This window comes from Aeromonas schubertii, from assembly GCF_000820105.1.
GTDB classification, from domain to species: domain Bacteria; phylum Pseudomonadota; class Gammaproteobacteria; order Enterobacterales; family Aeromonadaceae; genus Aeromonas; species Aeromonas schubertii.
The window spans coordinates 36435-58738 of sequence record NZ_CDDB01000039.1; the positions used below are offsets into that span (position 1 = coordinate 36435).

Here is a 22304-nt window from a genome sequence, read left to right on the forward strand (position 1 = left end):
CAGAATTTGACGCCCCGGGTCATATCGCGCTGAGTTTCGCTGCCGGGCTACAGATGAGCCTGTAGCGCCTGCAGGGGCAGGCGGGTGCCGGCCAGATAGTTCTCGACGGTCTGCCACACCAGAGGGCTGCGCAGGGCACCGCGGTGGGCGGCGAGCTCGCCGATACTCCACCAGTGACAGGCGAGCACATCTCCGTCGGGATCCTCTGGATGGTGGTCGCCGGGCGGGTTTTCAAGCTCGAAGATAAATGCAAAGCGCACGAAGGTGGCGGCGCCGTCGCGGGGACGAAACAGGCTGGCCCCGAGCCAGGCGCCCGGGCTGGCCACCAGACCGCTCTCTTCGCGCAGCTCCCGGCACACCGCCTCTATCAGGGTCTCTCCCTCTTCCACATGACCGGCGGGCTGGTTGAAGCGGCGCTCGCCTTCTATCTCTTCCTCTACCATCAGAAAGCGCCCCTGCCAGTGGACCAGGGCGGCGACCGTGAGCCGGGTCTCCATGGCTTACTCTCCTTGCTTGTGGCGAGCCGGTCGACGGGCCGTGCCGCGCCCTTTGCCGGCCGGACGGTTTGCCCGGCTCGCCGGGTGGTGCTCGCGGGTCCTGGCCCTGGTCGGCTGTCGTGGCGTTGCGGCGCGCGGGGGTAATTCGGGGGCCGGCAGGGTGCGATATTCACCCGGCGCCAGATTGTCCAGGGTCCACTGACCGATGGCGTAGCGGATGAGGCGTAAGGTCGGATGGCCGATGTGGGCGGTCATGCGCCGCACCTGGCGGTTGCGCCCCTCGACGATGGTGATCTCGAGCCAGCTGGTGGGGATCGCCCTGCGCTCGCGGATAGGGGGCGTGCGCTCCCACACGGCGGGCGGCGCCATGCGACGCACCCGGGCCGGCAGGGTGGGGCCGTCGTTGAGGGTCACCCCGGCGCACAGGGCCTGGATCGCCTCGTCCGTGGGCTCCCCCTCCACCTGCACCCAGTAGGTCTTGGGCTGCTTCTCCCCCGGTTGGGTGAGGCGTGCCTGCAGGAGGCCGTCGCTTGTGAGCAGCAAGAGCCCCTCGCTGTCTCTGTCGAGCCGGCCGGCGGCATAGATGCCGGGCTCCTTGATGTAATCCTTGAGGGTCTCGCGACCCGCCTCGTCGGTGAACTGGCACAGCACCATGTAGGGCTTGTTGAAGAGCACTATGCTACGCGCCTCGGGGGAGGGGCGTGGCCTGGTGTCATCGGGACGGCGAGATCGGGGAGGGCGCAAGGGGGTCATAAAAGCGATTACCTGCGGGCGGTAGTTGGATGGCGCGCAGTGTAGCAGATGCCCTTTCCCCACGGCCAATGGCGGCTAATCCGATGAGTCATAAAGCCCTGGTGAGCCATTTCTTTTCAGGGTGGGACGGGCTAAGATGGCCCCGCTCTACTTACACAATGATAACAATCGGATGTTAGGAGATGCCGATGGAAAGCAAAGTAGTTATCCCCTCCCAGGGCCAGAAGATCACCGTCGCCGCCGGCGGCAAGCTGAATGTGCCGAACAACCCCATCATCCCCTACATCGAGGGTGACGGCATCGGTGTCGATGTGACCCCGGCCATGCTCAAGGTGGTCGATGCCGCCGTCGAGAAGGCCTACCAGGGCGAGCGCAAAATCGCCTGGATGGAGATCTTCACCGGTGAGAAATCCACCCACGTCTATGGCGAAGGCGTCTGGCTGCCGGCCGAGACCCTGGAGTTCATCCGCGAATACTGCGTGGCCATCAAGGGCCCCCTGACCACCCCGGTCGGCGGCGGCATTCGCTCCCTCAACGTGGCCCTGCGCCAGGAGCTGGATCTCTACGTCTGCCTGCGTCCGGTTCGTTACTACGAAGGGACCCCGAGCCCGGTCAAGCGTCCGGATCTGACCGACATGGTGATCTTCCGCGAGAACGCCGAAGACATCTACGCCGGTATCGAGTGGAAGGCCGACAGCGACGAAGCCAAGAAGGTGATTGCCTTCCTGCAAAACGAGATGGGCGTGAAGAAGATTCGCTTCCCCGAGTCCTGCGGCATCGGCATCAAGCCCATGTCCAAGGCCGGTACCGAGCGCCTGGTGCGCGCCGCCATCGAGTACGCCATCGACAATGATCGCGACTCCGTGACCCTGGTGCACAAGGGCAACATCATGAAGTTCACCGAGGGTGCCTTCAAGGATTGGGGCTATGCCCTGGCCCAGAAAGAGTACGATGCCCAGCTTATCGACGGCGGCCCCTGGTGCTCCTTCAAGAACCCGAAAACCGGCAAGACCATCGTCGTCAAGGATGTCATCGCCGACGCCTTCCTGCAGCAGATCCTGCTGCGTCCGGCCGAGTATGACGTCATCGCCTGTATGAACCTCAATGGTGACTATATCTCCGACGCCCTGGCGGCCCAGGTCGGCGGCATCGGCATCGCGCCGGGTGCCAACATCGGTGACGGTGTGGCCCTGTTCGAGGCGACCCACGGCACCGCGCCGAAATACGCCGGTCAAGACAAGGTCAACCCGGGCTCGCTCATCCTCTCAGCCGAGATGATGCTGCGCCACCTGGGCTGGGTTGAGGCGGCCGACCTCATCGTCAAGGGGATGGAAGCGGCGATCCGCAATAAGACCGTCACCTATGACTTCGAGCGTCTGATGGAAGGGGCCACGTTGCGCTCCTGCTCCCAGTTCGCCCAGGATATGATCGACCAGATGTAAGTCTGTGAAGATGCAAAAGGCCAGCCCCACGGGGCTGGCCTTTTTTATGGGCGCCAGACGCGGCGCGCGCTCAGGTCGCCGGGGCGAAGCGGCCGAGCAGGGCGGCGCTGGCGTCGCTCACGCCTGTCAGCTGCACCTCGGTGCCGGCAGCCTCGAAGCGGCGACGCACCGTGGCCAGGGCCTCGGCGGCGCTGAGATCCCAGAAGTGGGCGTCACTGACATCGATCACCACCCGCTCGAGGGATTCGCCGGTGTCAAAGCCGGCGCAGAACTGCTCTGTGCTGGCGAAGAAGACCTGGCCGTGTACCCGGTAGGTGCGGGTGGCGCCGTGGCGCTCGCTGTCGCTGTGTACCAGCAGGGTGCGCGCCACCTTGTGGGCGAAGAAGAGGCAGGCCAGCAGCACCCCGGTCAGCACCCCGAGGGCCAGGTTGTGGGTCACCACCACCACGGCCACCGTGCTCAGCATCACCAGGTTGGTGGCCAGGGGCGTCTTGTGCATGCGCAGCACCGAGCCCCAGGAGAAGGTGCCGATGGATACCATGATCATCACCGCCACCAGGGCCGCCATGGGGATCTGGCGGATCCACTCGTCCAGGAACACCACCATGACGATGAGCAGGGCTCCTGCCACCAGGGTGGAGAGGCGGCCGCGGCCACCGGATTTCACGTTGATGACCGACTGGCCGATCATGGCGCAGCCCGCCATGCCGCCCATCAGGCCGGCGGCGATGTTGGCCAGCCCCTGGCCCTTGCACTCGCGGTGGCGATCGCTGCGGGTGCCTGTCATCTCGTCGACGATGGCGGCGGTCATCAGGGATTCGAGCAGTCCCACCACGGCCAGGGCGGCGGAGTAGGGGAAGATGATGGCCAGGGTCTCGAGATTGAGGGGCACCTCGGGCCACATGAAGACCGGCAGGGTGTCCGGCAGGGCGCCCATGTCACCGACCGTGCGCACCTCGAGGCCGAGACCGACGCTCACCGCGGTGAGCAGCACGATGCACAGCAGCGGCGAGGGGAGCAGGGTACCGATGCGCGGCAGGCGCGGGAACAGGTAGATGATGCCAAGCCCGGCTGCGGTCATGGCGTAGACCTGCCAGCTGACGTCGGTCAGCTCCGGCAGTTGGGCCATGAAGATGAGGATGGCCAGGGCGTTGACAAAGCCGGTCACCACCGAGCGCGAGACGAAGCGCATCAGGGCGCCGAGGCGCAGGTAGCCGGCCAGGATCTGCAGCAAGCCGGTGAGCAGGGTGGCGGCCATCAGGTATTGCAGGCCGTGCTCGCGCACCAGGGTCACCATCAGCAGGGCCATGGCGCCGGTGGCGGCGGAGATCATGGCCGGGCGGCCGCCGGTGAAGGCGATGATGACGGCGATGCAGAAGGAGGCGTAGAGCCCCACCTTGGGATCGACGCCGGCGATGATGGAGAAGGCGATGGCCTCCGGGATCAGGGCCAGGGCCACGACCGTACCCGACAGCAGATCCCCCCTGACATTACCGAACCACTCTTGTTTGATGCGCTCACGCATGGGTTGTGTTAGCTCCTTGTGGCGCCCTTGGCGCTCGTTATTGTGATGGCGCGCAGGCCGCGCGGCGCGCGACTCTAACAAAGGGGAGGGGCAGGGGCAAGGCGACAGGGGAATAAGGTGATGGTGAATTGATCGTTTCAATATTTCTTGTATAGTTGAATGGTTGAAGCGAATCGAGGATCTCACATGTCACAACCCATGCCTTCCGAGAGCGCCGTCAGGGTGCTCGAATCCCTCGCCTCGCCGGTGCGTCTGGCTGCCTGGCGAGAGCTGGTGCGGGCCGGTCTCGATGGCATGGTGGCCGGAGAGCTGGCCACCACCCTCGGTGTCGCCCCCAACACCCTCTCGTTTCACCTGAAGGCCATGCTGGGCGCCAGCTTGCTGAGCGTCGAGCAGGAGGGGCGGTTCTTGCGTTATCGCGCCAACATCCCCCTGATGCTCGGGCTCATCGGTTATCTCACCGAGGAGTGCTGCGCCGGTCACCCCGAGGCGTGCGAGGCCTTGCGCGCCGATGCCGGCTGCTCCCCGGCCGTGCTGCCCCCCACCTGTTGCAACAAGGAGTGATCTGATGGCGATCCAACTCTTCGATCCGGCGCTCTGCTGCGCCAGTGGTATCTGCGGCACCGAGGTCGACCCGGCCCTGGTCACCTTCGCCGCCGATCTGGCCTGGCTGCGCGAGCAAGGGGTGGCCTTTGAGCGCTACAACCTGGCCCAGCAGCCCATGATATTTGCCGACACCCCGGCGGTGAGCGCCTTCCTGGCCCTGGCGGGCGAGGAGGGGCTGCCGCTCACTCTGGTCGATGGTCAGGTGGTGCTGACCGGGCGCTACCCGAGCCGGCGCGAGCTGGCCCGCTTCGCCGGCCTGGCCGCCCCTTCCCCGATCAAGGGGATCGTCAAACCCTGTCAGCCCGGCAGCGGCTGCTGCTAAGGAGAGACCATGTCGGCCTTTTTGCACGATGCGCCCCCCTATCTCTTCTTCACCGGCAAGGGCGGGGTGGGCAAGACCTCGCTTGCCTGTGCCAGCGCCATCGCCCTGGCCGGGCGCGGGCGGCGGGTGCTGCTGGTGAGCACGGATCCCGCCAGCAACGTGGCGCAGGTGTTCGAGACCCCCATCGGCAACCGGATCACGACCATAGGAGTGGTGCCGGGGCTGTGCGCCCTCGAGATCGATCCCCAGGCCGCCGCGCGCGACTATCGCGAGCGGATCGTCGGCCCGGTGCGCGGTCGTCTGCCCAAGGCGGTGGTGCACCGCATCGAGGAGCAGCTCTCCGGCGCCTGCACCACCGAGATCGCCGCCTTCGATGAGTTCACCGCCCTGCTCACCGACCCGGCCCTGCGCGCCGAGTATGACCACATACTGTTTGACACGGCGCCGACCGGCCACACCCTGCGCCTGCTGCAACTGCCCGGCGCCTGGAGCGAGTTTCTCGAGCAGGGCAAGGGGGATGCTTCCTGCCTCGGCCCCCTGGCCGGCCTCGACAAGCAGCGCCATCGCTACCGCGCCGCCGTGGAAGCCCTGTGTGACGGAATGCAGACACGCCTGGTGCTGGTGGCCCGCGCCCAGGGGGCGACCCTGCGCGAGGTGGCCCGCACCGGCAAGGAGCTGGCGGCACTGGGTATCACCCATCGCCATCTGGTGCTCAACGGCCTCTTCCCCGAGGCGGCCATCGCCGGGGATCCCCTGGCCGCGGCCCTGTGGCGGCGCGAGCAAGCGGCCCTCGCCCAGCTGCCGGGGGATCTCGCCACCCTGCCCCAGAGCCGGCTGCCGCTGCTCGACACCAACCTGGTCGGGGTCGATGCCCTGCGCGCCCTGCTGGCAGGGCAGGGGAGTGGCGCGTCGGCAGCGGTCGAGGTGGCGCCCTCACCCCTGCCGCCCTTGAGCTCGCTGGTGGACTCCCTCGAGGGGGAGGGGCATGGCCTCATCATGCTGATGGGCAAGGGCGGGGTGGGCAAGACCACCCTGGCCGCCGCCGTCGCCCTGGAGCTGGCGCGCCGTGGCCATCGGGTGCACCTGTCGACCTCGGATCCGGCGGCGCACCTGAGCGAGACCCTGGCCGAGGCGTCACAGACGCTGACGGTCAGCCGAATCGATCCCGAGGCAGAGACGATCCGTTATCGCGAGCAGGTGCTGGCGAGCAAGGGGGGCGGTCTCGATGCCGCCGGCCGCGCCCTGCTGGAAGAGGATTTGCGCTCCCCCTGCACCGCCGAGATCGCCGTGTTCCAGGCGTTTTCACGCATCATCCGCGAGGCGGGGCGCCAGTTCGTGGTGATGGACACGGCCCCGACCGGCCATACCCTGCTGCTGCTTGACGCCACCGGTGCCTACCACAGGGAGGTGGCGCGCCAGATGGGCAGCAAGGGGCTGCACTTCACCACTCCCATGATGCAGTTGCAGGACCCGGCGCGCACCAAGGTGCTGATCGTGACCCTGCCCGAGCCCACCCCTGTGCTGGAGGCGGCCGCTCTGCAGGCCGACCTGCGCCGCGCCGGCATCGAGCCCTGGGGCTGGCTGGTCAATCAGGTGCTACCGGACACGGTGAGCGCGCCCCTGCTGCGGCTGCGTGCATGCGCCCAGCGGCCGCAACTGGCGGCGGTCACGGCCCAGAGCCTGCGCGCGGCCAGCGTGCCGCTGCAGGTGGTCGAGCCGGTTGGCAGCGCAGCCCTGCTTGCCCTTACTCAACCCTAAGTCCAAGGGTGGCCCGGGTGGCCACCCCCCAATCCGGAGTCTCTATGTCTCACCCCTCTGCCAGCCCCATCGGCTTCTTCGAACGCTACCTCACCGCCTGGGTAGCCCTCTGCATCCTGGTCGGCATCGCACTGGGCCAGGGGCTGCCCGGTCTCTTCAAGACCATCGGCGCCCTCGAGGTGGCCCGGGTCAACCTGCCGGTCGGCCTGCTCATCTGGGTGATGATCATCCCCATGCTCATCAAGATCGACTTCGCGGCCCTGCACCAGGTGCGCGAGCACGTGAGGGGGATCGGGGTGACGCTCGTCATCAACTGGCTGGTCAAGCCCTTCTCCATGGCCTTGCTGGGCTGGATCTTCATTCGCGGCCTGTTTGCCGATCTGCTGCCGGCGGATCAACTGGACAGCTATGTGGCGGGGCTGATTCTGCTTGCCGCCGCCCCCTGCACCGCCATGGTGTTTGTCTGGAGCCGGCTGGTGAACGGCAACCCCTACTTCACCCTCTCCCAGGTGGCGCTCAACGATCTCATCATGGTGGTGGCCTTTGCCCCTCTGGTGGCGCTGCTGCTCGGTGTCTCCAGCATCACTGTGCCGTGGGATACCCTGCTCACCTCTGTGCTGCTCTATATCGTGGTGCCGGTGATCCTGGCCCAGTGGCTGCGCCGGCGCGCCCTGGCCCGTGGCACCCTCGAGCCTCTGCTGAGCCGGATCCAGCCCTGGAGCATGGCTGCCCTGCTGCTCACCCTGGTGCTGTTGTTTGCCTTCCAGGGGGAGCAGATCCTGGCCCAGCCCCTGGTGATTGCGCTGCTGGCCGTGCCTATCCTCATCCAGGTCTTCTTCAATGCAGGGCTCGCCTACTGGCTTAACCGCGCCGTCGGTGAGCAGCACGCGGTGGCCGGCCCCTCGGCCCTCATCGGGGCGTCGAACTTCTTCGAGCTGGCGGTGGCTGCGGCCATCAGCCTGTTTGGTTTCCACTCCGGGGCGGCGCTCGCCACCGTGGTCGGCGTCCTCATCGAGGTGCCGGTCATGCTGCTGGTGGTGCGCATCGTCAACCGGAGTCAATCCTGGTATCAACAATCACAAGGAGCTCATTGATGAGCATCACCATCTATCACAACCCCGAGTGCGGCACCTCCCGCAACACCCTCGAGATGATCCGCAACAGCGGCGTCGAGCCGACCGTCATCCACTATCTGGAGACCCCGCCCGATCGTGCCACCCTGGTGGGGCTGATCGCCGCCATGGGGATCCCGGTGCGTGCCCTGCTGCGCCAGAACGTCCCCCCCTTCGAGGCGCTCGGGCTGGCCGAGGATCGTTTCAGCGATGACGAGTTGATCGACGCCATGCTGGCCCACCCCCTCCTCATCAACCGCCCGATCGTGGTCACTGCGCTCGGGACGCGTCTGTGCCGCCCCTCCGAGCGGGTGCTCGATATTCTGCCCTCTCAGCAAAAAGGGGCCTTCGCCAAGGAGGACGGGGAGCAGGTGGTCGATGCGCACGGCAAGCGGATCGTAGAGGGGGAATGATCAGCCACCGTTCATGGGTTTGGGGGTAAGATGGAGCCATCTGTCAACCGAGGACAACGACGATGAGAAGAGGGAGTCTGGCCCTGCTGGTGGCCGCCATGCTGGCTCAGCCGGCCCACGCCGACTGGGACAAGATCAAATCCGCCGCCGCCGATCTGGGCAGTGCCCTGAGCGAGACCGGCAAGGAGACATGGCAGAGCGTTTCGGATTTTTCCAAACAGACCTGGGACTCCCTCTCTGCCTGGGGCTCAGATGCCTATAACCAGGCCGGGGAGTGGACCGCCCAGAGTGCCGCCAAGGGCAAGGAGTGGCTGACGGTGGCGGACAAGAAGCTCGACGAGATGCTCGAGCCCACCACGCCCGAGCAGGCTCGTACGGCCCTCGACACCATGGCCGACACCGCCCTGGTGCGCCTCTTTAACGAGCAGCCCTCGGCCAAGCTCCTGTTTGACAGCGCCTACGGCTATGCGGTCTTCGACTCGCGCAAGTTCTCCCTGATGTTGCACACCAATCAGGGGGCCGGGGTGGCGGTCAACCGCAAGAGCGGCCAGCACACCTATATGAAGATGTTCGGGGCCGGGCTGGCTGCCGGCTTTGGCGGCAAGTTCTACCAGCAGGTGATCCTGTTCGAGAGCCGCGAGACCTTCGAGCGCTTCGTCACCCAGGGGTGGGAGGCGACCTCCGAGGTGGGGGTGGTGGCCGGCAAGGAGAGTGCCGAACTCAAGGCCAAGTACAACGGCGGCATGGCCATCTACCAGATCGGGGAGAAGGGGTTGCTGCTCGATGCCAACATCTCGGGCTCCAAATATTGGGTGGACAAGGATCTCACCCCCTAAGCAGGAGGGCGGCCATGGCCGCCCTCCCTTTTTGCACCGAGCCTGTTGCCATCGCCCTCGACGCTACTGCATCAGCGCCTCCAGGGCATCGGCCAGGGGGGTGACCAGCGTGAGGGGCAGGGAGGGTCTGACCGGACGGCGCAGCAGCCGCTCCTCGAGTTGGAACAGCCCCGAGATGGCACCGTAGCCGAGCCAGGGGATGGGCTCGGCCTCCCAGCGTCTGAGGTGGGTGGTGAGAGAGCCGCGATAGGCCCAGGGCTGGGTGGCAAGCGAGCCGTCGCCACCCAGGATCAGCTCGCTCAAGGTGTCGGCGAAGAGCAGGCTGGCGCCCACCCCTTCTCCCCCGTAGCCGCCGAGGGTGGCGAGCCCGAGGCGGGGGTCGAACAGGGCGTGGGGGCGAAAGCGCCGTGCCATCCCCAGGGTTCCCCCCCAGCCATGGGTGATGGCCACCCCGGCGAGATGGGGGAAGAGGGCGAGCAGCAGATCCGCGCGCAGATCGAACTCATCCCCCTTGGGCGCATCCCCCAGGTACCGAGGCGTGAAGGGAAAGCGGGTCCTGACCTGGCCTCCGAAGCGGTAACCGCCACGGGCACCAAACACCAGGCGTCCATCGGCGCTGCGCTGGCCATAGGTGACAAGGCGCGAGGCGTCGGCAAAGGTCTCATGGCGGTGCAGGCCAATGCGTTGCCACTGGGACTCGCTCAGGGGCTCGGTGGCGAGCAGCAGGCTCTGCACCGGCAGGGTGGCCCCTTGATCGAGCCCAAGCAGCCGCTGGTATCCCTCCAGTGCCGAGACGATCACCCCGGCGCGCACCGTATGTTCCTTGAGATGCACGCTCCCCGGAGAGAGGCGTAGCACCGGACTCTGCTCGTAGAGGGAGATGCCGGCCGCCTCCACCGCCCTTGCCAGGCCCCGCACCAGCTTGAGGGGATGGACCCGGGCGCAGTGAGGGGTGTAGAGGGCGAGATCCCCGTCCGGCAGCTGGAGTGCGTCTTGCGCCTGAGCCCCCTCGAGGCGCCGCACATCCTCCTCCCCGAAACCGGCCTGGCGCAGGGTGGCCAGCTCCTCCTCGAGGCGCAGTCGCTGCTCGGGGTAGCGGGCGGCCATATGCAGGTTGCCCCCGTGCTCGAGGTCGCACGCGATCCCGAGCCCTGCGAGCTCGGTCGCCGCCCTGGCCACGGTACCTGTGATGAGACGCCGTGTCTGTTCACGCCGCTCTCCATCGAGCATGGCCAGATAACTCAGATCGCCCGAGAAGCCGCCCATGAGCCAGCCCCCGTTGCGCCCCGAGGCGCCTTCGCCGGCAATCCCGGCCTCCAGCAGGGCGATGCGCAGGGAGGGATCCCGTCGTTTAAGGAGCAGGGCGCTCCACAGGCCCGAGTAACCGGCACCCAGGATGGCGATATCCACGTCGAGATCCCGGGTGAGAGGGGGACGAGGGGTGAGGGGCTCCCCCAGGGTGTGGGCCCAGAGGGTGTCTGTCAGGGTATGGGGCATGCAGCGAACTCCGTTTCGACTGTTTGCATCAGCCTACTGGGAGGGGAGACCCGGACCAAGCAAAAAAAAGCAGGTCCGCACCGGGCGGACCTGCTTGGCACACTTGGGTGGTGCTTACAACACCTTGGCGATGGCGTCGCAGAGGGGATCGATGTTGGCGCGGGTGATGCCGGCCACGCTGATCCGGCCGGAGCCGACGATGTAGATGGCAAACTCTTCCTTCAGGCGAGCCACCTGCTCCTTGGAGAGACCGGAGAAGGAGAACATGCCGTTCTGACGAGCGATGAAGGAGAAGTCCTGGCTCACGCCGCGCTCGGCCAGCTTGGCCACCAGCAGTTCGCGCATCTCGCGGATGCGCTCGCGCATCTCGGCCACTTCGCTGACCCACAGCGCGTAGAGGGCGGGATCATTGACCACGGCAGTCACCACGGCGGCACCGTGAGAGGGCGGATTGGAGTAGTTGGCGCGGATGACGGTCTTGACCTGGGTGAAGGCGGTGTCGGCCACGGCCTTGTTGGCGGCAACCAGGGTGAAGGCGCCGACCCGCTCGTTGTAGAGACCGAAGTTCTTGGAGAAGGAGCTGGCCACCAGCAGCTCGCCGTGGGAGCGGGCGAAGATACGCAGCCCCTCGGCGTCCTCTTCGATGCCGCGGGCGAAGCCCTGGTAGGCGAAGTCGAACAGGGGCAGCCAGCCGGCGGCGGCGCTCTGCTCGGCCAGGGCCTCCCACTGGGCGGTGGTGGGATCGATGCCGGTCGGATTGTGGCAGCAGCCGTGCAGCAGCACCACGTCACCGCGCTCGACCTCGCGCAGGGAGTCCTGCATGGCGGCAAAGTCGAGATCCTTGCTGGCGGCGTCGTAGTACTTGTACCACTTCACCTCGAGCCCGGCGGCCTGGAACACGCTGACGTGGTTGGCCCAGGTGGGGTCGGAGATCCAGACTGTCTTGGCGAGCTGGTTGCGCGCAATGAACTCGGCGGCGATGCGCAGGGCACCGGTGCCGCCCGGTGCCTGGGCGGTCTTGGCGCGGCCCGAGGTGATGAGCTCGGCCCCCTTGCCAAACAGCAGCCCCTGCACGATGCGGGCGTACTCCTGGTTGCCCTCGATGCCGAGGTAGTTTTTGGTCTTCTCGTCGGTCAGCAGTTTCTGCTCGGCCTGCTTGACGCACTTGAGGATGGGGGTGGCTCCCGATTCGTCCTTGTAGATGCCGACACCCAGATTGATCTTGTGCTCACGCTCGTCGCTGCGAAACGCTTCGGTGAGGCCAAGAATGGGGTCTGCGGGGGCGGCTACAACCTTTTCAAACATGATGATCCCTGTAATTCCGTTGTGGTAGTGGGGGCGGTCCTTGGAGGCAAACAGAGGCGCCCGCCCCAACTGCCGTGCGGACGCCTCGGTCGCTTCTTTATACCACTGCCGAAGTAGGGGGAAAAGCGCTGTACGGCGCCCGTGCGTGGGCGGCCTTGAAACTAATCCCGTTTAGCCGACGGCGTCCCAGTGACGGGCCAGGGCGAGCAGCTCGGCAGGCAGGGTGAGCCCCTGCTCGATGAGGGGGGTGAGTCGCGCCAGCAGGGGGCGGGGCAGGCGGCTGGGCTCCCAGCTGGCGCCCTCCAGCGGCTTGCCGTAGTGGCGCAGGTGCGCGCTGAGATCGGTGGGTAGCCAGCAGGTCAGTGGACGGCCGGTGCGTTCGGCCAGGGTGCGGGTGCGCTCGATCCCGGTCGGATCGAGATCGGTGAGGTGGCTCCAGCTCACGGCGGCGGGCAGGGCGGCGCACAGGTGTTCCATCAGATCCTGTCCAGCCGGAGGCAACCAGGCGAGCAGGGTGGCCGGCGGCAGGGGCAGGGTGGTGAAGACGCCGGTTCTGTCCGTGGTGATGAGGCGCGCCATGGGCTCCCCGTTGCTGATGAGCTTGCCCAAGCCTGGCAGGGTGCGCTCGGGCAGGGCGATCTCGCCCAGGGTCTCGAGCAGGGGGGCGCCATCGACCAGGCGCCCTCCCGCGAAGAAGAGGCTCAAGGGGAGGGAGGCGCGCAGGCGCACCACCCTGTCCTGGCTGGTCTCGACCCCCCGCTCGGCCAGGCGAACCTGCTCGTCAGGGGTAAAGAGGGGATGACGCCCCTGACGCCGATAGAGGGCGGCCAGCAGGCGCAGATTGACCGGGGTGGGGAGGGTGAGCCCCTGCTCGTGGAGCCACTCCTCCGGATCCTGAGGGGCCTGCTCGAGTTGCCCCAGGGCCAGGGCACGGGTGAGGTAGCGCCGGCCCGCTTCGGTCAGCCCATAACGGTGGGGCGAGTGGGTCAGCAGCAGTCCGTTTTCCAGCATCAGGCTCACCAGTGGCTGCAGGTTGCGCGAGCGGATCAGCACCGAGGGCTGAGTCATCAGCTGCTCGGCCACCTCCTTGAGCATGCCGGAAGAGAAGTCGATGTTGGTCATAGTCCCTCCAAACCAGCGCACTACTCTACTGGCCCCTCTTCGGGACGCAAGGGGGAGGGGACTGGCGCGTGATCCGGCGCCGATTTGTGGCCGCCGCACCTTCCCCGTACAATCCCTTTTTTCCCCATTTCGGAGTCCGTATGTTTCGTGAACTGGTCCGCCACCCCGACTTTTTGCTGATCGACAAGGGGCCCGGGATCGGCATGCACGAGGAGGACGGCGCCCCCGGCATCGTCACCCTGGTGCGCGAGGCGACCGGGCTCGAGCTCTACCCGGTGCACCGGCTCGACAAGATGACCTCGGGGCTGCTGTTGCTGGCCCGCCACCCACAGGCCAACCGCGCCCTGAGCCAGGGCTTTGCCGAGCGGCGCATGAAAAAGCAGTACCTGGCCCTCTCCGATCGGCGCCCCTTGAAGAAGCAGGGGCTCATCAGGGGGGACATGAAGAAGGGGCGCGGCGGCAGCTGGATGTTGACCCGCACCCTGGATAATCCCGCCATCAGCCGTTTCGACTCGACCCTGGTGCGCGAGGGGCTGCGGCTGTTTCGCATCCGCCCCGAGACCGGCAAGACCCACCAGATCCGGGTCGCCCTGAAAAGCGTCGGCGCCCCCATCCTCGGCGACGAGCGCTACGGCGGCACCCCCGCCGATCGCGGCTATCTGCACGCCTGGCGCCTGGGGTTCGAGCACGGCGGTGAAACCTTTGACTTCGTCTCTTCCCCCGAGTGGGGGGCGCTCTTCGTGCTGCCCGAGACCCGCGCCGCCATCGAGGCTCTCGCCCCGTGAACCTGATCCTGGCCGACTATGACGGCACCCTGACGGCGGGGGACAGCCATGGGGCTCTGCTGCGCCATATCCTCCTCCGTCGTCGCTGGCCCCTGCTCCTGGTGCTGTTGCTCAGCCCCCTGCTCTTGCTGCTCGGGCTGCTTTCCCGCCCCAAGGCGGTGTGGCTGCTCTGGTGGTGCGCGACCCTGGGGGGTGACGGGTGGAGCTGGCGGTGCTGGGTGGCGGATTATGCCCGGCGCGAGGCGTCGCTCTTTAGCGAGGCCAGGGAGTTGCTCGCCCGAGAGGGAGAGAGGGTCTGGGTGGTGAGCGCCTCACCGCGCGCCCTGGTGCGGCGCAGGCTCCATCACCAACTGGGCGGCCTTCGGGTGGGACGGGTGCTGGGTAGTCGCATGAGGTTTTCTCTCGGGGCCATAGTGCCACGCCACTACAGCTTCGGGGCGGCCAAACGGGATCTGCTGCCGGGAATGGAGAGTGGCTGCGCCGAGCTGGCGCTCTCCGATGCCCTCTCGGATCTCCCCCTGCTCGCCCTGGGGCGGCAGGCCTGGCTCATCAACCCCTCGCCGAGGCGATTGGCGCAGGGACGTGAACGCTTGCCTGAGTTGATGGCCCGTCACTGGCACTGAGCACCCCTGTCAGCTTTTGCTGACAGGGAGGACGGTCCGAGTGGCCTTTCGTTGCCACAAGTAACATCTTCTTTACATCCTGTCGCAGTTTGCCTCATCCAGAGTGGTGAGCTCTCCCCTTCCTTTTCCCTGTGTTGACGGTCTAATGAAACAAACCGTTAACATTGGGACAAGGAGCCACCCATGACTGAGTACAACCCCCTGGGAACCGACGGGTTCGAGTATGTGGAATACACGGCCCCCTCGACCGCCGGCATCGATGCCCTGAAGCAGCTGTTTGCCTCTCTGGGCTTTGCCGAAGTCGCCAAGCATCGCAACAAGCAGTGCTGGCTCTATCGCCAGGGCGACATCAACTTCGTCATCAATGCCGAGCCCCACTCCCAGGCCGAGGCCTTCGCCGAGCAGCACGGACCGAGCGTGTGCGGCATGGCGTTTCGGGTGGCCGATGCGGGCAAGGCCCAGCGCCATGCCCTGGCCCAGGGGGCCAAGCCGTTTGTTGGCAAGATAGGGCCGATGGAGCTCAACATCCCGGCCATCTACGGGATCGGCGAGAGCACCCTGGCCTTTGTGGATCGCTACGGGGAGAAGGGCTCCATCTACGAGGTGGATTTTGTCTTCTACCCGGATTGGCAGGCGCGCATGGCCGCTGTGGATGCGGGGCTGACCGAGATCGACCACCTGACCCACAACGTCTATCGCGGCAACATGGACTTGTGGGCCCAGTTCTACGAGCGAGTCGGCAACTTTCGCGAGATCCGCTACTTCGACATCGAGGGCAAGCTGACGGGCCTGCATTCGCGCGCCATGACGGCTCCGTGCGGCAAGATCCGCATCCCCATCAACGAGTCGGCGGACGACAAGTCCCAGATCGAGGAGTACCTGCGTCAGTACAAGGGAGAGGGGATCCAGCACATCGCCCTCGGCACTCGCGACATCTACCACACCATTCGCACCCTGCGCGGCCGTGGCACCGGTTTTATGCCGACCCCGGAGACCTACTACGAGCAGGTGGACGAGCGGGTGGCGGGCCACGGTGAGCCCCTGAATGCCTTGCGTGAGCTGCGCATCCTCATCGACGGGGCACCCGAGAAGGATGGCATCCTGTTGCAGATCTTCACCGACACCGTCATCGGTCCGGTCTTCTTCGAGATTATCCAGCGCAAGGGTAACGAGGGATTCGGTGAGGGCAACTTCAAGGCCCTGTTTGAATCGATTGAGCTGGACCAGATTCGCCGCGGGGTATTGAGCGATGCGTAAATGGATTAGTTTCCCCCACCGTGAGGGGGTCTGCTCGCGCCAGGCCCACGCCGACTTCCCCGAGGAGGGGATCTACGAGCGGGAGCTGGGGCGCGGCGGTTTCTTCGGGCCCGCCTCCCACATCCACCATCGCCACGCCCCGACCGACTGGGTGAGCTGGGAGGGGCCACTGCGCCCGCGCCTGCTCGACCTCAATGGTCTCAAGGAAGAGAGCAGCGCCCTCTCTCCCTGGGTGGTGCCGGATATCCTCAGCAACCCCCACTGCAAGATGCGAGTGTGGCGCCTCGCCGAGCCCATGCCGTTTCTGGTGCGTAACGCCGACGGGGATGAGCTGCTCTTCATCCACGAAGGCGCGGGAGAGCTCTTTTGCGACTATGGGCACTTAAGCTTCTCGGAAGGGGACTACCTGCTGATCCCGCGCGGCACCATGTGGCGTCTCGAGCCGAGCGCCCCCCTGTTTGTGCTGATGATCGAGGCGACCAACGACAGCTTCCAGCTGCCGGAGAAGGGGCTGGTGGGCAACCACGCCATCTTCGACCCCGCCGCCCTCGGGGTGCCGGCCATCGACGACGCCTTCCTCGCCCAGCAGAGCGAGGAGCCCTGGTCGCTGCAAATAAAGCGCCACAGCCAGGTTTCGGTGGTCACCTGGCCCTTCAACCCGCTCGACGCCATCGGTTGGCACGGGGATCTCTGCGTGGTGCGCCTCAACTGGCGCGACATCCGTCCCCTGATGAGCCACCGTTATCACCTGCCGCCGTCGGCCCACACCACCTTCGTGGCGAGCCGCTTCGTGGTCTGCACCTTCGTGCCGCGCCCCATCGAGAGCGATCCGGGGGCCCTCAAGGTGCCCTTCTACCACAACAACGATGACTTCGATGAGGTGCTCTTCTACCACGCGGGGGATTTCTTCAGCCGCGACAACATCGAGAAGGGCATGCTCACCTTCCACCCGGCCGGCTTCACCCATGGCCCCCATCCCAAGGCCTTCGCCGCGGGCCAGGCCTATGCCAAGAAGTTCACCGACGAGGTGGCCGTGATGCTCGACACCCGGGATGCCCTGATGCTGGGCGAGGTGTGCGAGCGGGTAGAAAACCGGGAATACGTCAACAGCTGGCAGCGCCAGAGCAAGGAGCAATGAATGAAACTGGCGACACTGAAGAATGGCCGTCGTGATGGGGAGCTGGTGGTGGTGAGCCGGGATCTGCGCCGTGCCTGCCGGGTGGGTGCGATCGCCCCCACCCTGCAGGCGGCCCTCGACGACTGGGCCGCCCTGGCCCCGCGTCTGGAGCAGGTCTATCGCGCCCTGTGTGACGATGCCGTGGCCGATGCCTTTGCGTTTGACCAGGCCCAGTGCCTCTCCCCCCTGCCGCGCGCCTACCAGTGGGCGGACGGCAGCGCCTATGTCAACCATGTGGAGCTGGTGCGAAAGGCTCGCGGCGCCGAGATGCCCGAGAGTTTCTGGCACGATCCCTTGATGTACCAGGGGGGGAGCGACAGCTTCATCGCCCCGCGCGATCCCATCCTGATGGCCGATGAGGCCTGGGGCATCGACTTCGAGTCCGAGGTGGCGGTCATTACCGACGATGTGCCCATGGGGGTGAGCGAGGCGGCGGCCCTCGGCCACATCAAGCTGTTGATGCTGGTTAACGACGTGAGCCTGAGAAACCTCATTCCCGGAGAGCTCGCCAAGGGGTTTGGCTTCTTCCAGTCCAAGCCGTCGAGCGCCTTCTCGCCGGTGGCGGTGACGCCCGATGAGCTGGGGGACGCCTGGCAGGGGGGCAAGGTGCACCTCAAGCTCGAGACCTGGCTCAACGACGCCCTGTTTGGCGCCCCTGATGCCGGTGTCGACATGACCTTCGGGTTTTCCACTCTGGTGGCTCATGCGGCCCATACCCGGCCGCTCGGAGCCGGCGCCATCATCGGCTCGGGGACTGTCTCCAACTACGATCGCAGCGCCGGTGCGTCGTGTATCGCCGAGCGGAGAATGCTCGAGATCATGGATTCGGGTGCGCCCGCTACGCCCTTCCTGCGCTTTGGTGATAGAGTGGTCATCACGATGCGAAACGAGTCCGGTGGGGAGATCTTCGGACGCATCGAGCAGGAGGTGCGGCCTTACGAGCCGCGCTAGGGCGGGGTAGCCCGCGACATTGAGGTATCTTATGTTGAAGCTGTATGGATATTGGCGCTCGTCGGCCTCGTTTCGGGTGCGGATCGTGTTGGGACTCAAGGGCATAGTCTATGAACAGATCCCGGTAAACCTGAGGAGCGGTGAGCAGGGAGAGAAGAGCTACCGCCGTCTCAATCCCCAGGGGCTGGTCCCCTTTCTGGTGGACGGGGAGTGGGGGCTGGGTCAGTCGGTGGCCATCATGGAATATCTGGACGAGACCTATCCGGCTTATCCTCTGCTCCCCTCGTCTCCCCAGGAGCGGGCCCGGGTGCGCCAGATCGTCGGCATGATCGCCTGTGATGTGCACCCTCTCAATAACCTGCGCGTGCTCAACTACCTGGAGAGCGAATTCGGCGTGCGGCAACAGCAGCAAGAGACCTGGTACCTGCACTGGATCCGCGAGACCTTCCGGGCCCTGGAGCAGATGCTGTCGGCCTGCAGCGGCATCTACTGTGTGGGTGACGAGGTGACCCTGGCAGATTGCATGCTGGTGCCCCAGATCTACAACGCCCGCCGCTACAACATGGATATCTCGGTGTTTCCCAATATCCAGCGGATCCATGACAACTGCATGGCCCTGCAGGCGTTTGCCGACGCCGCCCCCGAGCGGCAGCCGGACGCCCAGTAACGAGCCGTCTGTCACGGGAGCGGGGCCTTGGGCCCCGCTGTTTTATCTCACATTCCCACCGTTCGCCCCTTGCCAGTGTGCTCCTCTCTTTGTAACGTCGTTGCGCCAGCAAGGAGGGATCTATGCGTTTTATCGATTTACGAAGTGATACGGTCACCCAACCCACCGACGACATGCGTCGGGTGATGCTTCACGCCCAGGTGGGAGATGATGTCTACGGGGAGGATCCCACCGTCAACCGGCTGGAAGCCTATGCGGCCGGGCTGCTCGGCAAAGAGGCAGCCCTGTTCGTGCCAAGTGGCACCATGTCCAATCTGCTCGGCGTCATGAGCCACTGCCAGCGCGGCGAGGCGGCGCTGGTCGGCCATCATGCCCATATCTACCGCTACGAGGCGGGTGGCAGCGCCGTGCTCGGCTCTGTGGTGCTGCAGGCTATCCCCATGCAGGCAGACGGTCAGCTGCCCCTGGAGGCCCTGCAGGCTGCGGTGGCCCCCGACGATGCCCACTTCGCCCAGGCGCGTCTGGTGTGCCTCGAGAACACCCACAACGGTCGCGTACTGTCGGCGGACTATCTCGCCGAGGTGACCTCCTGGGCCAAAGGGCAGGGGCTCTCGCTGCATCTGGACGGGGCTCGCCTGTTCAATGCGGCCGTCGCCTGTGGCCGCTCGGCCCGCGAGATAGCCGCTCCCTTCGATTCAGTCTCCATCTGCCTCTCCAAGGGGCTGGGTGCTCCGGTCGGCTCCGTGCTGGTGGGGTCGCAGGCGCTGATCGCCCGGGCGCGTCGCCTGCGCAAGATGGTCGGTGGCGGCATGCGCCAGGCCGGGGTGCTGGCGGCGGCCGGACTGTTTGCCCTGGAACACCATGTGGAGCGCCTGGCGGATGATCACCGCCGCGCCGCACGCTTGGCCGAAGGGTTGTCGGCCATTCCTGGTATCCGGGTGGAGAGTGCCCAGACCAATATGCTGTTCTTGCATATGGACGGGCGCGAGCTGGCCGAGGTGGGCCCCTTCATGCGCGAGCGTGGCATCCTCTGCTCGGGGTATGGGCTGATGCGGTTGGTGACCCATCTGCAGATCAGCGATGACGATGTGGAGGAGGTGATCGACGCCTTCGCCGAGCTGATGGGCAGTCGTTGAGGGAAAAGGATGAGGGCGCCGTTGGCGCCCTCACTTATTGCTGGCTGGCCAGCATGGCCTCGTCGGTGACGTCGTAGATCATGATGGCGATGTGGCTCACCTGGCCGCCGAAGTCGGCCAGAGGCACCAGGGTCAGGTTCTGGTACATGTGCGGCGCGGCCCCTGTGATGGGTCGGTAGTTGGAGAAGCGCAGCAGGTAGGGCTTTTGCTCCCAGGTACTGAAGGCGCGGTTGTTGAGCTTGAAGACCATGTTGGCCTTGCGCTCGAGCCATTTTCTATCCACCTCGGGGAAGAGATCGAACAGGTTGCCGTCGCGCACCTCATGGGTAAAGCGGCCGCTGTGGCTCTCCATAAAGCCGTTCCACACCTGGATCTTGAAGTCGCGGTCCAGCACCACCAGCCCCACGTCCAGATTCTGGACTATGTTCATCAACCAGTGAAATTCCCTGATATCCATGGGCACTCCTACAGCATGTGCATGATCTTGTTGTTCATGGTGGTGATCGAATCCTCGGTGAAGAGCAGCAGCAGGTCACACTGGACCGCATACCCCTCTACCCGATAGTTGATCTCGATGGCCAGGGTGCGACGCCAACGGCTCTGGTTGGTGTGGATGAGCTCCTTGATCGGTCTGTGTTGCCCCAGTATGACGGGGTGCCCCTGGCTGAAGGGGGTATCGAGCTGCTCGGCATAGCCGCGCAAGAAGGCGCCGATCAGCACGTTGGCGGTGTCCATCAGCAGCTCCAGTTCGGCGCTGCGATCCAGCGGGCCCTCCATCTTCATCAGACGGGCGAGATCGTTGAAGCTGGAGTCGTGAAACAGAAGCAGTGCCTCACCGGCGATCCCGGCACCGATAAATCCCTGGCAGACGGCGGAGAGGGTGTCCTGATCGGCGGCGGCATTGAGGGCCATGTGCAGCTCGGAGACCTCGAGCACGTTGACGTTGGGGATGGGCAAAACCACGAAGGCGTCGAGCAGGCGTGCCAGCAGGTCGGCCGCCTGTCCCATGGCCACATTGGCGATCTCCTGATAGGCGTCACGGGTCTCGCTGCCGAGCAGCAAGCCGCTGCCGGTGTTCTCGGCGGAGCTTTCGGTCGGCTGGGTCAGGATGGGCGCGGGAGCTTGTCCTCCCGGCTGCCACAGACCGTGGTGGCGCAGCAGGGCCGCGATCTGCTCGGCGGTGGCCGGCTTCTTGATGAAGTCGATGGCCCCCAGACTCATCACCTTCTGGTGCGCCTCGGGCTGAATATCCCCCGAGACCACGATCACCTTGGACTTGATCCCCTCGCGTTTGAGGGTCTCGAGCACACCGTAACCGTCGAGCTCGGGCATGGTGAGATCGAGGAAGATCACCTCTCCGTGTCCCATCAAGGCCTGCTCTACCCCGGCGACACCGTGCTCGGCAAAGTGAACTGTGACCGGCCAGTCCGGGGGAAGCGCCCGGGCCATTTGCTTGCGGGCAAACCCCGAGTCATCACAAATCAATACATTCATCGTCATCCCTGATTGGCTGAGAGGGGTTCGTTATATAGTGTGACCAGCCATCGTCAGGGCGCAACCCAAATCAGACCGGTTGGTTGTAGCGCAGGGCCTGCTTGTGGATGAACTCCTGCAGCAGACGCACACGCAGCGGGGCGAAGTCGGGATTGTTCACCAGCAGGTGGAAGGCTCGCTCACCGGCACGCCAGTCGGGTAACACAGGGACCAGTTGACCACGCTTGAGCTGACTCTGCGCCGAATGGCGCGGGGCGTTGATGATACCCAGATGATTACAGGCGGCCAGCACAGCCGCCTGAGACTGGCTGACCGAGAGCCGCCCCGGTTGGTTGATGTCTATCGCCTCGCCATCGAGATGACGCAGTTGCCAGGTGGAGTAGGGCCAGCAGTAGATTAGCGCATGCTCGGCCAGTTGCCGAGGATGGCTGGGGGTGCCGTGTTGCTCCAGATAGAGAGGGGAGGCATAGAGGGCATACTGGATCTTGCCGAGGCTGCGGGCATGGGCCACCCGCTTGGGCAGGTCACCGCTAAAGAGCACCAGGTCCCACTGGTTATCGAAGAGCTGCTGGTGATCGTTGGTCTGCTCCAGCTCGAAGCGGATCTGGGGGTAGGCCCGACTGAATTCGGCCAGCAGATCGATGAGCAGGGTATTGGAGACCGAGATAGGGGCGGCGAGCTTGATAAGGCCGCCCAGCTCCTGCTTGTGTCCACGGATCTCGCCCGTGGCCTGCTCCAGCTGCTGCAGCGGGCCGCACAATCGCTGATAGTAATGGAGCCCCTCGTCGGTCAGACGCAGCTTGCGCGTGGAGCGATGCAGCAGTGGCGTGCCCAACTGCTCTTCCAACTGGGTAATACGACGACTGATGGTGGCGGTCGGAATATTCAGGGCGGCGGCGGCATGGGAGAAGCCCCCTTCCTGAATGACTTTGACGAACAGATAAAACTCTTCGATGTGCTTCATGGGCAACAACTGTCAAATGCACCAAACGGCTGAATCTAGGGGCTCATGCCACCCTTGGCAAG

Annotated in this window: 23 protein-coding genes; 14 read left to right on the forward strand and 9 right to left on the reverse strand. The window is 65.5% G+C overall.

Annotated elements, in window-relative coordinates:
• Positions 1 to 47 precede the first annotated feature (47 nt).
• On the reverse strand, positions 48 to 497 hold the full coding sequence (locus BN1133_RS07185) for an NUDIX domain-containing protein (RefSeq protein WP_050665861.1): 450 nt from the start codon (positions 495 to 497) through the stop codon (positions 48 to 50).
• A 3-nt stretch (positions 498 to 500) separates the two neighbouring features.
• A complete protein-coding gene (locus BN1133_RS07190; protein WP_082177947.1) occupies positions 501 to 1250 on the reverse strand; it encodes a pseudouridine synthase in 750 nt (249 codons plus the stop codon).
• Between the two features lie 188 nt (positions 1251 to 1438).
• Between BN1133_RS07190 and icd the strand changes: the two genes are divergently transcribed.
• Positions 1439 to 2692 carry an NADP-dependent isocitrate dehydrogenase gene (gene icd, locus BN1133_RS07195; protein ID WP_050665862.1) on the forward strand — a complete coding sequence of 418 codons (1254 nt, stop codon included), beginning with the start codon at positions 1439 to 1441 and terminating at the stop codon, positions 2690 to 2692.
• A gap of 70 nt (positions 2693 to 2762) precedes the next feature.
• On the opposite strand, the gene BN1133_RS07200 is transcribed toward icd, so the two are convergent.
• Positions 2763 to 4217: a SulP family inorganic anion transporter gene (locus tag BN1133_RS07200; RefSeq protein WP_050665863.1), complete on the reverse strand. Its 1455-nt coding sequence runs from the start codon at positions 4215 to 4217 to the stop codon at positions 2763 to 2765.
• Positions 4218 to 4415: 198 nt separating this feature from the next.
• Here BN1133_RS07200 and BN1133_RS07205 point away from each other — a divergent pair, with 198 nt between their 5' ends.
• From BN1133_RS07205 to befA, 6 genes are all read left to right on the forward strand, one after another.
• Positions 4416 to 4781: an ArsR/SmtB family transcription factor gene (locus BN1133_RS07205; RefSeq protein ID WP_050666002.1), complete on the forward strand. Its 366-nt coding sequence runs from the start codon at positions 4416 to 4418 to the stop codon at positions 4779 to 4781.
• Between the two features lies 1 nt (position 4782).
• A complete protein-coding gene (arsD, locus tag BN1133_RS07210; protein WP_153006677.1) occupies positions 4783 to 5145 on the forward strand; it encodes an arsenite efflux transporter metallochaperone ArsD in 363 nt (120 codons plus the stop codon).
• A 9-nt stretch (positions 5146 to 5154) separates the two neighbouring features.
• Positions 5155 to 6903, forward strand: coding sequence for an arsenical pump-driving ATPase (arsA, locus tag BN1133_RS07215; RefSeq protein WP_050665865.1), 1749 nt, complete (start codon positions 5155 to 5157; stop codon positions 6901 to 6903).
• A gap of 44 nt (positions 6904 to 6947) precedes the next feature.
• Positions 6948 to 7997 (forward strand): ACR3 family arsenite efflux transporter, encoded by a 1050-nt coding sequence (arsB, locus tag BN1133_RS07220; protein WP_050665866.1) that lies wholly within the window; start codon positions 6948 to 6950, stop codon positions 7995 to 7997.
• On the forward strand, positions 7994 to 8428 hold the full coding sequence (gene arsC, locus BN1133_RS07225; protein ID WP_197273654.1) for a glutaredoxin-dependent arsenate reductase: 435 nt from the start codon (positions 7994 to 7996) through the stop codon (positions 8426 to 8428). Before arsB ends, arsC begins: the two co-directional genes overlap by 4 nt.
• 62 nt (positions 8429 to 8490) lie before the next feature.
• Complete coding sequence (gene befA, locus BN1133_RS07230) at positions 8491 to 9264, forward strand: beta cell expansion factor BefA (protein ID WP_050665868.1); 774 nt, start codon at positions 8491 to 8493, stop codon at positions 9262 to 9264.
• 63 nt (positions 9265 to 9327) lie between these two features.
• Here the strand turns inward: befA and BN1133_RS07235 are convergent, their stop codons facing one another.
• The 3 genes from BN1133_RS07235 to BN1133_RS07245 form a co-directional block, all read right to left on the reverse strand.
• A complete protein-coding gene (locus BN1133_RS07235) occupies positions 9328 to 10761 on the reverse strand; it encodes an NAD(P)/FAD-dependent oxidoreductase (protein WP_050665869.1) in 1434 nt (477 codons plus the stop codon).
• A gap of 114 nt (positions 10762 to 10875) precedes the next feature.
• Complete coding sequence (locus tag BN1133_RS07240; protein WP_050665870.1) at positions 10876 to 12066, reverse strand: amino acid aminotransferase; 1191 nt, start codon at positions 12064 to 12066, stop codon at positions 10876 to 10878.
• 171 nt (positions 12067 to 12237) lie between these two features.
• Complete coding sequence (locus BN1133_RS07245; RefSeq protein WP_050665871.1) at positions 12238 to 13188, reverse strand: hypothetical protein; 951 nt, start codon at positions 13186 to 13188, stop codon at positions 12238 to 12240.
• 140 nt (positions 13189 to 13328) lie between these two features.
• Here BN1133_RS07245 and BN1133_RS07250 point away from each other — a divergent pair, with 140 nt between their 5' ends.
• The 7 genes from BN1133_RS07250 (at position 13329) to ltaE (ending at position 19784) form a co-directional block, all read left to right on the forward strand.
• Positions 13329 to 13973 (forward strand): TIGR01621 family pseudouridine synthase, encoded by a 645-nt coding sequence (locus tag BN1133_RS07250; RefSeq protein ID WP_050665872.1) that lies wholly within the window; start codon positions 13329 to 13331, stop codon positions 13971 to 13973.
• Entirely contained in the window at positions 13970 to 14596 is a 627-nt protein-coding gene (locus BN1133_RS07255) for a haloacid dehalogenase-like hydrolase (RefSeq protein ID WP_050665873.1), read from the forward strand. Before BN1133_RS07250 ends, BN1133_RS07255 begins: the two co-directional genes overlap by 4 nt.
• Before the next feature lie 183 nt (positions 14597 to 14779).
• Positions 14780 to 15853: a 4-hydroxyphenylpyruvate dioxygenase gene (gene hppD, locus BN1133_RS07260; RefSeq protein ID WP_050665874.1), complete on the forward strand. Its 1074-nt coding sequence runs from the start codon at positions 14780 to 14782 to the stop codon at positions 15851 to 15853.
• Entirely contained in the window at positions 15846 to 16991 is a 1146-nt protein-coding gene (locus BN1133_RS07265) for a homogentisate 1,2-dioxygenase (protein WP_050665875.1), read from the forward strand. Before hppD ends, BN1133_RS07265 begins: the two co-directional genes overlap by 8 nt.
• Positions 16992 to 17981 (forward strand): fumarylacetoacetate hydrolase family protein, encoded by a 990-nt coding sequence (locus BN1133_RS07270; protein WP_050665876.1) that lies wholly within the window; start codon positions 16992 to 16994, stop codon positions 17979 to 17981. It abuts the gene before it with no gap.
• A gap of 31 nt (positions 17982 to 18012) precedes the next feature.
• Positions 18013 to 18648, forward strand: a complete 636-nt coding sequence (gene maiA, locus BN1133_RS07275; protein ID WP_050665877.1) for a maleylacetoacetate isomerase — start codon at positions 18013 to 18015, stop codon at positions 18646 to 18648.
• 122 nt (positions 18649 to 18770) lie between these two features.
• Positions 18771 to 19784, forward strand: coding sequence for a low-specificity L-threonine aldolase (gene ltaE, locus BN1133_RS07280; protein ID WP_050665878.1), 1014 nt, complete (start codon positions 18771 to 18773; stop codon positions 19782 to 19784).
• 34 nt (positions 19785 to 19818) lie between these two features.
• On the opposite strand, the gene BN1133_RS07285 is transcribed toward ltaE, so the two are convergent.
• From BN1133_RS07285 to BN1133_RS07295, 3 genes are all read right to left on the reverse strand, one after another.
• On the reverse strand, positions 19819 to 20241 hold the full coding sequence (locus BN1133_RS07285) for a PAS domain-containing protein (protein WP_050665879.1): 423 nt from the start codon (positions 20239 to 20241) through the stop codon (positions 19819 to 19821).
• 8 nt (positions 20242 to 20249) lie between these two features.
• The gene (locus BN1133_RS07290; RefSeq protein ID WP_082177948.1) at positions 20250 to 21278 is read right to left on the reverse strand and encodes a response regulator; all 1029 of its coding nucleotides are present in this window, start codon (positions 21276 to 21278) and stop codon (positions 20250 to 20252) included.
• A 70-nt stretch (positions 21279 to 21348) separates the two neighbouring features.
• The gene (locus tag BN1133_RS07295) at positions 21349 to 22242 is read right to left on the reverse strand and encodes a LysR family transcriptional regulator (RefSeq protein ID WP_050665881.1); all 894 of its coding nucleotides are present in this window, start codon (positions 22240 to 22242) and stop codon (positions 21349 to 21351) included.
• Positions 22243 to 22304: the final 62 nt, after the last annotated feature.